Annotated in this window: 11 protein-coding genes; 5 read left to right on the top strand and 6 right to left on the bottom strand. The window is 74.3% G+C overall.

The window, feature by feature from the left end:
- The 4 genes from IG94_RS0100950 to IG94_RS0100935 form a co-directional block, all read right to left on the bottom strand.
- Positions 1 to 2,439, bottom strand: coding sequence for a right-handed parallel beta-helix repeat-containing protein (locus IG94_RS0100950; protein WP_031029410.1), 2,439 nt, complete (start codon positions 2,437 to 2,439; stop codon positions 1 to 3).
- A gap of 109 nt (positions 2,440 to 2,548) precedes the next feature.
- Positions 2,549 to 3,154 carry an Rv1733c family protein gene (locus IG94_RS0100945; protein ID WP_031029407.1) on the bottom strand — a complete coding sequence of 202 codons (606 nt, stop codon included), beginning with the start codon at positions 3,152 to 3,154 and terminating at the stop codon, positions 2,549 to 2,551.
- A gap of 235 nt (positions 3,155 to 3,389) precedes the next feature.
- Positions 3,390 to 4,226, bottom strand: a complete 837-nt coding sequence (locus IG94_RS0100940; RefSeq protein WP_031029405.1) for an MOSC domain-containing protein — start codon at positions 4,224 to 4,226, stop codon at positions 3,390 to 3,392.
- A gap of 42 nt (positions 4,227 to 4,268) precedes the next feature.
- Positions 4,269 to 4,712 (bottom strand): DUF6643 family protein, encoded by a 444-nt coding sequence (locus tag IG94_RS0100935; RefSeq protein ID WP_031029402.1) that lies wholly within the window; start codon positions 4,710 to 4,712, stop codon positions 4,269 to 4,271.
- Between the two features lie 295 nt (positions 4,713 to 5,007).
- Here IG94_RS0100935 and IG94_RS0100930 point away from each other — a divergent pair, with 295 nt between their 5' ends.
- Entirely contained in the window at positions 5,008 to 6,342 is a 1,335-nt protein-coding gene (locus tag IG94_RS0100930; protein WP_031029401.1) for a TerD family protein, read from the top strand.
- 22 nt (positions 6,343 to 6,364) lie between these two features.
- On the opposite strand, the gene IG94_RS0100925 is transcribed toward IG94_RS0100930, so the two are convergent.
- A complete protein-coding gene (locus tag IG94_RS0100925; RefSeq protein WP_043482725.1) occupies positions 6,365 to 7,591 on the bottom strand; it encodes a glycosyltransferase in 1,227 nt (408 codons plus the stop codon).
- A 39-nt stretch (positions 7,592 to 7,630) separates the two neighbouring features.
- On the opposite strand from IG94_RS0100925, the gene IG94_RS0100920 reads away from it, so the two are divergent.
- The 4 genes from IG94_RS0100920 (at position 7,631) to IG94_RS0100905 (ending at position 11,368) form a co-directional block, all read left to right on the top strand.
- Positions 7,631 to 8,416 carry a glutamate racemase gene (locus IG94_RS0100920; protein ID WP_031029396.1) on the top strand — a complete coding sequence of 262 codons (786 nt, stop codon included), beginning with the start codon at positions 7,631 to 7,633 and terminating at the stop codon, positions 8,414 to 8,416.
- Between the two features lie 79 nt (positions 8,417 to 8,495).
- Complete coding sequence (locus tag IG94_RS0100915; protein ID WP_031029394.1) at positions 8,496 to 9,038, top strand: hypothetical protein; 543 nt, start codon at positions 8,496 to 8,498, stop codon at positions 9,036 to 9,038.
- Between the two features lie 232 nt (positions 9,039 to 9,270).
- Positions 9,271 to 10,878: an apolipoprotein N-acyltransferase gene (lnt, locus tag IG94_RS0100910; RefSeq protein WP_031029391.1), complete on the top strand. Its 1,608-nt coding sequence runs from the start codon at positions 9,271 to 9,273 to the stop codon at positions 10,876 to 10,878.
- A 10-nt stretch (positions 10,879 to 10,888) separates the two neighbouring features.
- Positions 10,889 to 11,368, top strand: a complete 480-nt coding sequence (locus IG94_RS0100905) for an NUDIX hydrolase (RefSeq protein ID WP_031029389.1) — start codon at positions 10,889 to 10,891, stop codon at positions 11,366 to 11,368.
- Between the two features lie 75 nt (positions 11,369 to 11,443).
- On the opposite strand, the gene IG94_RS0100900 is transcribed toward IG94_RS0100905, so the two are convergent.
- The gene (locus IG94_RS0100900; protein WP_211269642.1) at positions 11,444 to 12,466 is read right to left on the bottom strand and encodes a LacI family DNA-binding transcriptional regulator; all 1,023 of its coding nucleotides are present in this window, start codon (positions 12,464 to 12,466) and stop codon (positions 11,444 to 11,446) included.
- Positions 12,467 to 12,587: the final 121 nt, after the last annotated feature.

Genomic DNA, 12,587 nt, shown 5'->3' with positions numbered 1-12,587 from the left:
TCACGGCAGTTCGGGCAGGTCGTCCGGGTACAGCAGGGTCAGGTCGTCCGTGCTGGAGTCGGCCAGCTGGGCGACCCGGCTCGCGTGGCGCTCGACCATCGCCTCGAAGGTCTGGCGGGCCGTGCGGCCGTTGCCGAAGGCCGGGCCCTTGGGGAGCGCGGTGAAGTACTCGGCCAGCGCCCCGGCCGTGCCCGGCGCCAGCCGGTACTCGTGTTCGTCGGCCTGCTGCTCCACGATCCGCAGCAGCTCCTCCGGGCCGTAGTCGCCGAAGGTGATGGTCCGGGAGAACCGGGACGCCACCCCCGGGTTGACGGACAGGAAGCGCTCCATCTCGGCGGTGTAGCCCGCGACGATCACGACGACCGCGTCCCGCTGGTCCTCCATCAGCTTGACCAGCGTGTCGATGGCCTCCTTGCCGAAGTCGCGGCCCGCGTCCTCGGGGGAGAGAGCGTACGCCTCGTCGATGAACAGCACGCCGCCGTGCGCCCGTTGGAACGCCTCCTGGGTGCGGATGGCCGTGGAGCCGATGTGCTCGCCCACCAGGTCCACCCGGGAGACCTCGACGAGGTGCCCCTTGTCCAGCACCCCGAGGGAGGCGAGTATCTCGCCGTACAGCCGGGCGACCGTCGTCTTGCCGGTGCCGGGGGAGCCGGTGAAGACCAGGTGCCGCTTGACCGAAGCGGCCTTCAGGCCCGCCTGCTGCCGGCGCCGGCCCACCTCGATCATGTCCGTCAGGGCCCGCACCTCGCGCTTGACGCTGTCCAGGCCGACCAGCGCGTCCAGTTCGCCGAGCACGGCCTTCGAGTCGCGCGCCGGCTGCGGCGGTGCGGCGGCCGCGACGAGGGGTTCCTGCTCGGTGGTGCGCTGCCCGGGGATGGAGCCGAGCAGGCCGGGGGAGTGCGCCAGCGTCTGCACCACCGGCTCCGGCGCGGACGGCGCCGTCAGGCCGGTGCTCTCGTCGCCGGTGCAGTCCTCGACGAGCGGACCGGAGTCGTGCGTCGTGTCCGGGCCGCCGTCCGCGAACTCGTAACCGCCGCGCGCGCACCGCTCCGTGCGGCACTTCCTGAGCGTCGTGCGGCAGCCGTCGATCACGTGGAAGCCGTAGCCGGCGCTGCCGGTCACCCGGCAGTTCAGGAAGCTGCCGCGGCCGCCCGCCGACACGTAGACACCCGCTTCGGAGGGCGAGTCGACCGTGCAGCGCTCGATGGTGGGGTCGGCGCCCTTGGTGACGATCACGCCGGTGCGGTTCCCGTCCAGGGTGCAGTTGTTCAGGGTGCCGCCGCTGCCGTGGTCGCGGAACCACGCGCCGGTGGCGGCGTCCCGGATGCGGCAGTCGTCGAGCTGCGCGGTGGCGCCGTCGCTCACCGACACGGCGGTGTTGCGGACCTGGGAGAGGTCGCTGTCGACGACGTCCGCGCGCGATCCGCGGTCCAGGACGAACAGGGCGTCCGGCACGTCGTGCACCCGGCAGGAGTCGAGCACGGCGGTGGCGCCGTCGCTGACCCAGACGGCCGGGTAGTCGCCGGTGCTGTCGAAGATCTCGCACTGGTTGGCGTCCACCCGGGTGCCCGGGTCCCACACCGACAGGCCGTTGCGCCCGAACTGGCGCACGCTGGTGCGGGTCAGGGTGAGGACCGAACGGGAACGCAGGTCGACCGCGTTCTCCGGGATGTCGTGGATGCGGCAGTCCGCGAGGGTGAGCACCGCGTCCGTGTCCAGGGTGACCCCGTCGCCGGTGGTGCGGTGCACGTCGCAGTCGGTCAGGTGCGCGGTGGCCCGGCCGGTCACGTGCACCCCGCTGCCCCGCACTTCGTAGACCTCGCAGCCGACGGCCTCCAGCGCGGAGCCCTCGCCCGTCGCCGTCAGTCCGGACCCCGCGGCGTGGTGGACGCGGCAGCGTTCGAGACGGGGGTGCGCGCCGGAGCGCACCGCGACGCCCGCCTGGCCGGCCGAGACGACCTCGCACTCCTCGAACACGCCGCCCCCGCCGTCCAGGACCGCGATGCCGACACCGGCCGGATTGTCGACGACGCAGCGCCGCACGGTCGGCCGCGCGCCGCCGCGCACCTCTATCCCGGACGCGGAACGCGCCACCACTCTCAGACCCAGCAGTTCCGGCGTGCCGTCCTCGACGAGCACCGCGGGCGCCGCCGCGTCCTGCGCCTCCACGTGCAGGTCCTGGACCACGGCCGAGGCGCGCACGGTCAGCGGGACCCCGTCGGCGGGCGCGATCCGTACCGAGCCCTGGGCCCCCTCGGGGCCGCGCAGGGTCACCGCCCGGCGGACGACGAGGTTCTCCCGGTAGGTCCCGGCGGCGACGGTGAGGACGTCCCCGTCCGCCGCGGCCTCCAGGGCTGCGGCGAGCGATGCGTACTCACCCGTGCGGCGCCGCCACCGCGAGGTGCCGGTGTGCGTCACCTGGACCGTGCCCTGTGCCATGGTGTTGCTCTGCCCCCACCTCGTCGTACGCGGGTCGTCGCCGATCGGTGTTCGGCCGGTCCACCGTAGCGTGCGCACAGGTGGTGGGTTGACCGGAGGCGGAAGCCGGTCAGCTGCCCGCGCCGGTCCTGCCCCAGTCCGGGCCCGCCCGCTCCCACTCCCGTTCCCAACGGGCGTACCGGCGGCGGACCATGCGCCACAGCGCGATCCGCCGGCCTGCCTCGACCAGGAGCGCCGTTGTGGCCGCGGTGCCGAAACCGGCCAGAACCGCGTGCGCGGTCGCGGTCTCGGGGTCGAGCGGACGGGCCACCGCACGGCCCTGCTCGTCCGTCCAGATCGCGAACCGGTCCCCGGCGCCCGGGTCGTCGAGCCCCACCAGCAACGGCCCTTCGTGCCGCGTGCCGTCCGGCGCGGTCCAGTCGGCGAGGACCCGGCTGCGCGGGTCACCGCCCGCGGCGCCCTCCGGGTCGGCCACGACCGGCGAACGGTCCAGGAGACGGACGACGGAGGCCGTCACCCGGTGCCGGGACTCGTGCTGAGCGCGCACCGACTGCTGCAGCGCGTCCTGCGCGACACCGCCCACGAGGACACCGGCCAGCGGCGCCACGGAGAGGATCAGCAGCAGACCGGCCAGCGCCGCCCACGCCTCGGCCAGATCGGTCGCACGGCACAGCGGGTTGCGCCGCCAGCGCCAGAGCCCCGCGATCGCCCGCACGTCCGCACCCCCTCCCGCTTCCCGCCACCCCCGGTCGGTTCCTCACGCATCCCCCACGAACCGCCCAACGAGCGGACCACCCACCGAATTCCCGGCCGCCGACCGGTGTCCGGAAATGATCGCAGGGCCGGTGGTGCCGGCCCTTTCGAGCCGTTGGGGGCACGTCGTCTGCGTTGTTCCAGTCAGTCGAGTCAGGCGGGTCGGTCGAGTCAGGCGGGTCAGGCGGGTCGTTCAGTCAGTCGGGCCGGTCGAGGATCCGCACCGGGTCGCCCACCCGGACGGTGCCGCGGCCGAGCGGGACCAGGTTCTGTCCGAAGACCAGCCCGCCGTCGACGCGCCGGTGACGCCCGAGGCTGTGCAGCGGCTCCGCGCCGCGCCGGGCGGTGTCGCGGTCGGTGGTCGTCACGACGCAGCGCCCGCACGGTTTGGCGACGCGGAAGGAGACCTCCCCGACGGCGACGCGCGACCAGCCGTCCTCCGCCCACGGCTCGGTGCCGGAGACGACCAGGTTCGGCCGGAACCTGTTCATCGGCACGGGACCCTCGTCCGCGTGGCCACCCCGCGCGATCAGGGAGTTGAGGGCGTCGAGCGACGCCGTAGTCGTGAGCAGCAGCGGGAAGCCGTCGGCGAGGGAAACGGTTTCGCCCGGCCGCCCGTACCGCGGGTCCACGGGCCGGCGCGTGGCGGGATCGTCCAGGTGCGCCAGCCGTACGTCCGCCCCGAGCAGGGCGCTGCACCAGGCGTGGGCCGCCTCGTCGTCCGCGGGGACCACCTCGACCTTGTCCCGGAAGAGCCGGACCGCAACCGTGCCCACCCCGCGCGGCACCGGCACCGTGAGCGGCCGCGTCCCGGGCGCGGACAGCCGGACGCCGCCGCCGGGCAGCAACTCGGCGGTGGCCAGGGCGAGGTGTGGCCGGCCGCGTTGTGTGACGACCTTTCCCCCGTCGTCGACCAGCATCCAGCGTCGGTCTCCGGCCGGCCCCCAGGGCTCCACCACGACCTCCCGGAGTGGCAGACTCCGGAACGCCTTGACCGGATGGATGTGAACCGACTGAAGCCGAGCGTTCCCCATGGGGTCATGGTGCCAGGCGGCACCGACGACTCCGGGGAGGGCTCAGTAACCCCGGTACTGCTGCTGGCCGTACGGGTCCTGGTACGGCGCGGGGGCCGGACGGGGAGCCGCCGGGCGCATCGCCTCGTACCCCGCGGGGCCGGGCGGGGCCGGCCGGGCCTGCTGCGGCTGCTGGGGCCCGGGGTAGCCGCGCGGCACGCCCGCCTGCTGCGGGATGTACGCGGCGGGGGCCTGCTGCAGCGGGGCGGGCTGCGGGGCCTGCTGCGGATAGCCGTAGGAGGGCTGCGAGGGGCCCGCCGGGAGCGCGGGCAGGGCGGACGGCAGCGCGGGCAGGTGGCTGCTGCTCGGCATGTCGTACGCGGCGGGGACCCGGATCGGGGCGATCTGCGGTGTGCCCCGTTCGGCCACGAGCGAGTCGTAGATCGGGGTGTCCGGGAAGGAGGCGGAGTAGTAGCCGCCGCCATAAGTGGAGCGGGGGGAGGTCATGGCCATAAGTTAAGCCCACGATGTGCTGGTTGGGGAGACCGATAAGAAGGTTGTTTTCCGTGTCCTCGGTGACCTGGAGCCCTCAATGCGAGCGAACTTGGGAAAATAGGGCGTCACATCGTGCATTTTTGAGGTAAAGGCCGAGTTCCGGGCGGGTTACCGGCGGTTGACCGCGCGTTCCGGGGTGCTCCTCGCGAGAGACGGGCGCCCGGGGGAATAGGTTGGGTGGCAGGAACTCGACGACGCGCCGGGACGCGGCCCGGCCAGGTGACACGTGATGGGGGCGGACATGTCAATGTCGAAAGGATCGAACACCCCGGTGCCCACGACGGCGCTGCGGGTGGAACTGGGCTGGCGGTCCGGCCCCGGCGTGCCCGACGCGGACGCCTCCGCCCTCCTCCTGGTGAACGGAAAAGTCCGTTCCGACGGGGACTTCGTCTTCTACAACCAGCCCTCGCACTCCTCCGGCGCGGTCCGGCACGAGGGGAAGCAGGACGCGGGCGGGCGGGTGACCGACAGCCTGCTCGTCGACCTCGCGCGCGTGGAGCCCGCGATCGAGACCGTGATCCTCGCCGCGTCCTCGGACGGCGGGCGGTTCGGGCAGGTGCCCGATCTCTGCATCGAGGTCCGCGACGCGGCGCAGAACACCGTGGTGGCCCGCTTCGACAACCCGGGAGCGACCGTCGAGACGGCCTTCGTGCTCGGCGAGTTCTACCGCCGCCAGGGTGCCTGGAAGTTCCGCGCCGTCGGCCAGGGGTACGACACCGGACTCGAGGGTCTGGCCACGGACTACGGCATCTCCGTGGACGAGCCGCAGCAGGCGGCCCCGGCCGCAGCTCCGCCGGCGACCCCACCCGCACCGGCACCCCCGCCCGCGCCGCCGGTCGCGCCGCCGCCCCCGCCGGCAGCCGCAGCACCCGCGGCCCCGCCCGCCCACTCCGCTCCGCCCGCCTCTCCCGCTCCGCCCGTCGGACAGCCGGCCGCCGCGCCGGTCCGGCTGACCAAGGTCACGCTCACCAAGGCGGCGCCGTCCGTCTCGCTGACCAAGCAGGGCGGCACCTCCGGCGCCATGCGCGTCAACCTCAACTGGCAGACGCGCAAGCAGTTCTCCGGCTGGGCCCGCAAGCTGGGCCGCTCGGTCGCCACGCACGACGACCTCGACCTCGACCTGTGCTGCCTGTACGAACTGAGCGACGGCAGCAAAGGCGTCGTCCAGGCGCTCGGCAACGCCTTCGGCGCCCTGCACCAGCCGCCGTTCATCCACCTCGACGGCGACGACCGCACCGGCGCCGTGGCGGCCGGCGAGAACCTCACCATCAGCCTCGACCACCAGCGGTACTTCCGGCGCATCCTCGTCTTCGTGACCATCTACCAGGGCGCCCGCTCCTTCGCCGACCTGCACGCCACCGTCACCCTCGAGCCGCAGTACGGCGCGCCGGTCGACTTCTCGCTGGACGAGTGCACCGTGCCCTCGACGGTGTGCGCCCTCGCCCTGATCACCAACACCGGGAGCGACCTCGTGGTCCAGCGCGAGGCCCGCTACCTGGTGCCCGAACGCGGGGTGAGCCCGCAGCGCACCGTCGACCACGCCTACGGCTGGGGCATGAACTGGACCCCCGGCCGGAAGTGACCGGCGGCGCCCCGCCCGGTGCTCAGCCCTCCTCGGGGACGACGCCGGGACGCGCGTAGGTGCGGCCCTTCCAGGCCGCGCCGCGTCCCCGGTAGTGCCGCACCGCCGAGTCGACCGTCATCAGCAGGTACAGGAACGCGGTGAACGGCAGCAGCGGAGCCAGCCACAGCGGCTGCCGGTAGTAGCGCAGCATCGGCGTGTACGTGCCCGCCATCACCAGCCAGGCGGCGGCCCCGGACACGCCGGTCGCCGCACTCGCCGTCACCGCGCCCACCACCACCGACACCGGCGGCACCAGGTACACCAGCGCGAGACCGACGACCGTCCCGGCCAGCACCAGAGGGTTGTGCCGCAGCTGGGCGTACGCGCTGCGCGCGACCATCCCCCACAGGTCGTGCAGCCGGGGATACGGACGCACGCTGTCCACCCCGTCCGCCAGCCCCAGCCAGACCCGGCCGCCCACGCCCCTGACCGCCCGGGCCAGGGCCACGTCGTCGATGACCGCGTCCCGGATCGCGTCGGGGATCCGGGCCCGCTCGGCGGCCTCCGCGCGCAGGAGCACGCAGCCGCCCGCGGCCGCCGCCGTCCGCGTCGCCCGCTTCGCGGCGCGCCCACCGCCGATCCACCGGAACGGATACAGCTGGGCGAAGAAGTACACGAAGGCCGGCACCACCAGCCGCTCCCACCCGCTCTCCACCCGGAGCCGGGCCATCTGGGACACGACGTCGAAACCGCCCGCCCCGGCCGCCGACACCAGCGAGCGCAGACTGTCCGGGGCGTGCGCGATGTCCGCGTCCGTCAGCAGCAGGTACTCGGGCCCACGCGCGCGTGCCAGACCCATCCCGTGCCGCACCGCCCACAGCTTGCCCGTCCAGCCGGCGGGCGGTTCCCCGGGCGAGGCCACGGTCAGCGGCAGCCCCGCGTGCCGCCGGGCCAGCTCGCAGGCCAGCGCTCCCGTGCCGTCCGTACTGCCGTCGTCGATCAGGAACACCTCGGCCCGCCCCGGATAGTCCTGCGCCAGCAGCGAGGGCAGGCTCGCGGGCAGGACCGCCGCCTCGTCGCGCGCGGGGACGACGACGCACACCGGGGGCCAGGCACCGGGCTCCTCCCGCGCGGGGAGTCTGACGTCCGTGCGCCAGAAGAACCCCCGGGCGAACAGCAGCCACAGCCAGGCGGCGAGGGAGAGGGCGGATACGACGGTCACGACGGAGGTCCACACATCGGCGCTCACGAGCGCAGTCTGCCCCACGACCCCGGTCCGCGGCGGCTCATCGACTATGGTTGCCGGGTGAAGATCGCGCTCATGGACTCCGGAATCGGTCTGCTCGCGGCCACCGCCGCGGTACGGCGCCTGCGGCCGGACGCCGATCTCATCCTCTCCCTGGACCCCGACGGCATGCCCTGGGGCCCGCGCACCCCCGAGGACCTGACCCGGCGGGCCCTCGCCGTGGCCGAGGCCGCCGCCGCGCACCGCCCGGACGCGCTCATCGTCGGCTGCAACACCGCCACCGTCCACGCGCTGCCCGCGCTGCGCGCCCGGTTCGAACCGGTGCTGCCCGTCATCGGCACCGTACCGGCGATCAAGCCCGCCGCGGCCGGGGGCGGGCCCGTGGCCATCTGGGCGACACCCGCCACCACGGGCAGCGCCTACCAGCGCGGGCTCATCGAGGAGTTCGGCGGCGACGCCGGCGTCACGGAGGTCCCGTGCCCGGGGCTCGCCGACGCCGTCGAGCACGCGGACGAGGCGGCGATCGACGCCGCGGTCGACGCCGCGGCGGAGCTCACCCCCGACGGGGTGACGACCGTGGTCCTGGGCTGCACCCACTACGAGCTGGTCGCCGAGCGCATCCGCGCGGCCGTGCAGCGCCCCGGCGCCCCGCGCCTCGTCCTGCACGGCTCCGCCGGTGCGGTCGCCGCCCAGGCGCTGCGCCGCATCGGGGCCCGGCCCGACCCCGGCGCCCCGGCGCAGGGCACCCTCACCGTGCTGCTCAGCGGACGTGCGGGGGTGCTGCCCGCGCCCGCGTCGGCCTACGAGGAGGGCCGGCTCCTGCGCGCGGTCGCGCCGGCCCGCTGACCGGCGGGTCCGCCCGGTCGGCCCAGTCACGCTGCGCGACGAGGTACCGGCGCAGCGAATTCTGAGTAACCTCATATCCATGAGGCATCGCCACGGCGAGACCACCCCCCAGTCGAACGTCTGGACCGGACGTGCCACCAGCCGGGTCCAGTGGTTCCTCGCACTCATCGGCGCCGCCTGCCTGGCGTTCGGCATCGCTCTGGCCGTCGAGTCGGCCTGGGAGTCCGGTGTCGCCCCGCTGGCCATGGCGGTCGTCGGCTGCATCGCGGCGGGGCTGCTGGCCCTCTTCGGCACCCTCGCGTTCGTGCACGTCGCGCTGAGAGTCGACGAGGACTGCCTGGAGGTGCGCTGCGGCCACATCGGTCTGCCGAGGCGCCGCATCCCCCTCTCGCACGTCGCGGGCGCCGAGTTCGCCCCGCACGTCACCCCGCGCCACTGGGGCGGCTGGGGCTACCGCTGGCGGCCGGAGATGGGCACGGCCGTGGTCGTGCGGCGCGGGGAGGGCCTGGTCCTGCGGCTGTGGGACGGCCACACCTTCACGGTCACCGTGGACGACGCGGAAGCGGCCGTCCAGGTCATCAAGGGCCGCCTCCGCCCGAAGGCACCGGGCCCCGCCCACTGACACGCCCCGCCCACCGACACGCCCCGCCCACTGACACGCCCCGCCCACCGACCGCCGGACGCCGGGGCCGCGTGCCGACGCGGCAGCACCGGGCCCGCCCCATCGGACGGAGCGGCCGCACGGGCCGGACACGGTCGGCACGGACGCGCCGGACCCGGCCGCGCCGCCCGGCCCTGCGGGTGCCGCGGACCGTCCTGTCCGCCGCGCCGGCACCCGCCGTACACTCCGGTGGGTGACAGCCACCGCAACCTCCGTCGGCGAGCCGGACCGGACAGAGCCGCAGACCAGCCCCGCCTCCCGGGCCGCCGAGCGGCTCACGCGTCTGGCCCCGGCCGCGGCCGCCGCGCTCTCGGGGGTGCTGCTCTACGTCAGCTTCCCGCCCCGCACCCTGTGGTGGCTGGCCGTGCCCGCCTTCGCCGTCCTCGGGTGGGTGCTGCGCGGCCGCGGCTGGAGGGCGGGGCTCGGCCTCGGCTACCTCTTCGGCCTCGGCTTCCTGCTGCCCCTGCTGGTGTGGACCGGCGTGGAGGTCGGCCCCGGCCCGTGGCTCGCCCTGGCCGCGATCGAGGCGCTCTTCGTCGCGGCGGCCGGCGTGGGCGTCGCCGCGGTGTCGCGCCTGCCGGGGGCGCCGGTCTGGGCCGCGGCGATCTGGGTCGCGGGGGAGGCCGCACGCGCGCGGGTGCCGTTCGAGGGCTTCCCCTGGGGCAAGGTCGCGTTCGGCCAGGCGGACGGCGTGTTCCTGCCGCTCGCCGCGGTCGGCGGCACACCGGTACTCGGCTTCGCGGTCGTCCTGTGCGGGTTCGGCCTCCACGAGGCCGTGCGCCTGGCCGTCCGGGCCCGCCGCGGCGGCGGGGTACGGCGCGGAGCCGCCGCGGTCGCCCTGCTCGGCGTGGCCGTGCCCGTCGGCGGCGCCGTGGCCGCCCGGCCGCTGGTCAGCGACGCGGCGGAGGAGGGGACCGCGACCGTCGCGGTGGTCCAGGGCAACGTGCCGCGCGCGGGCCTCGGTTTCAACGCGCAGCGCCGGGCCGTACTCGACTACCACGCGCGGGAGACGGAACGCCTGGCCGCCGAGGTGAAGGAGGGGAAGGCGGAGCGCCCCGACTTCGTCCTCTGGCCGGAGAACTCCTCGGACATCGACCCCTTCGCCAACGCCGACGCCCGCGCGGTCATCGACCGGGCCGCCGACGCGATCGGCGTGCCCATCTCGGTCGGCGGCGTCGTCGACCGCGACGGCAGGCTGCTCAACGAGCAGATCCTGTGGGACCCGGACAAGGGCCCCGTCGACACCTACGACAAGCGGCAGATCCAGCCCTTCGGCGAGTACCTGCCGCTGCGCTCGCTGATCGGGGCGATCAACGACACCTGGACCACCATGGTCGCCCGGGACTTCAGCCGGGGCAGCGAGCCCGGCGTGTTCACCATGGCCGGCACCGAGGTCGGCCTGGTCACCTGCTACGAGGCGGCCTTCGACTGGGCCGTGCGCTCCGAGGTCACCGACGGCGCGCAGATGATCTCCGTGCCCAGCAACAACGCGACCTTCGACCGCAGCGAGATGACCTACCAGCAGCTCGCCATGTCCCGGGTCCGCGCGGTGGAGCACAGCCGGACCGTGACGGTCCCGGTGACCAGCGGCGTCAGCGCGATCATCATGCCGGACGGCAGGATCACCCAGAAGACCGGCATGTTCGTGGCGGACTCCCTGGTTCAGGAGGTGCCGCTGCGCTCCACCGAGACGCCGGCCACCCGGCTGGGAGTGGTGCCCGAGATCGCTCTGGTGCTGGTCGCGGCCGGCGGGATCGGCTGGGCGGTCGGCGCGGGCGTGCGCGGCCGGCGCGCCCGTTAGGGTCGTTCGCATGGCTACTCCCGACTTCATCCGTGATCTGCGCGTCACCGCCGGACACCAGCTGCTCTGGCTCCCCGGTGTCACCGCCGTCGTCTTCGACGACGAGGGCAGAGTGCTGCTCGGCCGGCGGTCCGACAACGGGCGCTGGTCACTCGTCGGAGGCATCACGGAGCCGGGCGAGCAGCCTGCCGCCTGCGCGATGCGGGAGGTCGAGGAGGAGACCGCCGTCCGGTGCGTCGTCGAGCGGCTGGTGCTCGTCCAGGCGCTCGACCCGGTCACGTACGACAACGGGGACGTCTGCCAGTTCATGGACATCACGTTCCGCTGCCGCGCCGTCGGCGGCGAGGCCCGGGTCAACGACGACGAGTCGCTGGAGGTGGGCTGGTTCGCCGTGGACGCGCTGCCGGACCTCAACGAGTTCGGGCGGTTCCGGATCAAGCAGGCCCTGTCCGACGCCCCCGCGTGGTTCGATCCCACCGGTCCCCTCTGAGTCCCGACCGCCCCCGGGGCCGCACGCCGCCGTGGGGCAAGCACGCGTCCAGGAGCCGTCCGTCCGGACGCGTGATCACCCCGGGGGAGAGGCCGCCGTGCTCTGCCGTACCACCAGCCGGGTCGCCAGTTCGATGCGCCGGGCCGCCCGGCCCGGGGTGCGCGGGCCGAAGAGCATGCGGGTGGCCTCCTCCGCCATGTGCCGCAGCGGCTGGTGGACGGTGGTCAGGGGCGGGCTCGACCACTGGGCCAGCGGTACGTCGTCGTAGCCGACCACCGAGAGGTCCTGCGGCACCCTCAGCTCCCTGACCCGCGCCGCCTCCAGTACGCCGAGCGCCTGGAGGTCGCTGCCCGCGAAGACCGCCGTGGGCCTGCCGGGACCGGCGAGCAGATCCATGCCGTGCTCGAAGCCGCTCCGCACGCTGTAGTCGCCGTGCCGGACCAGTCGCGGGTCGGCCGGCAGGCCCGCCATGGCCATGGCCGAGCGATAGCCGTCGAGGCGGGCCAGCGAGCACAGCATGTCCTCGAACCCCGTGACGATCGCGACGCGTCGGTGCCCGTGGCCGGTGAGGTGGCGGGTGGCCGCCAGGCCCCCGGCCCAGTTGGCGGCGCCCACCGACGGGACGTCGGGGTCGGGGGCGCCGGTCGGGTCGACGATGACGAAGGGGATGTTCCAGGACCTCAGCCGGTGCTTCACCTCCGCCGGCAGGGAGGAGAACACCAGCACGACACCGCGCGGTCTGCGCCGGAGCACCCCCTCGATCCAGTCCGGCCCGGGCGCGTGCCGGGTGCCGCTGCGGGTGAGCACCACGTCGGCCCGGTTGGCCCGGGCCACCGCCTCCACGCCCCGGACGAGTTCCATCGCCCAGACGCTGTCCAGCTCGTGGAAGACGAGTTCGACGAGCTGGGAGCGCGGCGGGCTCGGGATGCGGCGGCGGTAGCCGTGCAGGGTCAGCAGCCGCTCGACCCGGGCCCGGGTGCGACTGGAGACATCCGAACGACCGTTGAGAACTTTCGAAACTGTCGAAGGGGAGACCCCGGCCTCCGTCGCCACCTCGGCCAGCGTGATCCGCGCTCCCACCTCAACTCCCTCTTGCATCCGGGCAGGATAGGCCATGCCGTCGATAACGTTTTGAGCCGGCAGTTGCACGGCCATTGACCAGAAATCCTGTCTGACTCTACTGTCCGACCAGCATGGACTTTCGGTGATGGTGCCGAAA

Origin of the sequence: Streptomyces olivaceus, from assembly GCF_000721235.1 — a bacterium.
Lineage (GTDB): Bacteria > Actinomycetota > Actinomycetes > Streptomycetales > Streptomycetaceae > Streptomyces > Streptomyces olivaceus.
The sequence above is the reverse complement of the archived record's forward strand: the minus strand, read 5'-3'. Positions and strand labels throughout refer to the sequence as shown.

Excerpts from the sequence above, each read along its gene's own strand:
- IG94_RS0100950 (WP_031029410.1), bottom strand. The coding sequence starts at position 2,439 with ATGGCACAGGGCACGGTCCAGGTGACGCACACCGGCACCTCGCGGTGG.
- IG94_RS0100940 (WP_031029405.1), bottom strand. The coding sequence starts at position 4,226 with ATGGGGAACGCTCGGCTTCAGTCGGTTCACATCCATCCGGTCAAGGCG.
- IG94_RS0100935 (WP_031029402.1), bottom strand. The coding sequence starts at position 4,712 with ATGACCTCCCCCCGCTCCACTTATGGCGGCGGCTACTACTCCGCCTCC.
- IG94_RS0100930 (WP_031029401.1), top strand. The coding sequence starts at position 5,008 with ATGTCGAAAGGATCGAACACCCCGGTGCCCACGACGGCGCTGCGGGTG.
- IG94_RS0100915 (WP_031029394.1), top strand. The coding sequence starts at position 8,496 with ATGAGGCATCGCCACGGCGAGACCACCCCCCAGTCGAACGTCTGGACC.
- IG94_RS0100905 (WP_031029389.1), top strand. The coding sequence starts at position 10,889 with ATGGCTACTCCCGACTTCATCCGTGATCTGCGCGTCACCGCCGGACAC.
- IG94_RS0100900 (WP_211269642.1), bottom strand. The coding sequence starts at position 12,466 with ATGCAAGAGGGAGTTGAGGTGGGAGCGCGGATCACGCTGGCCGAGGTG.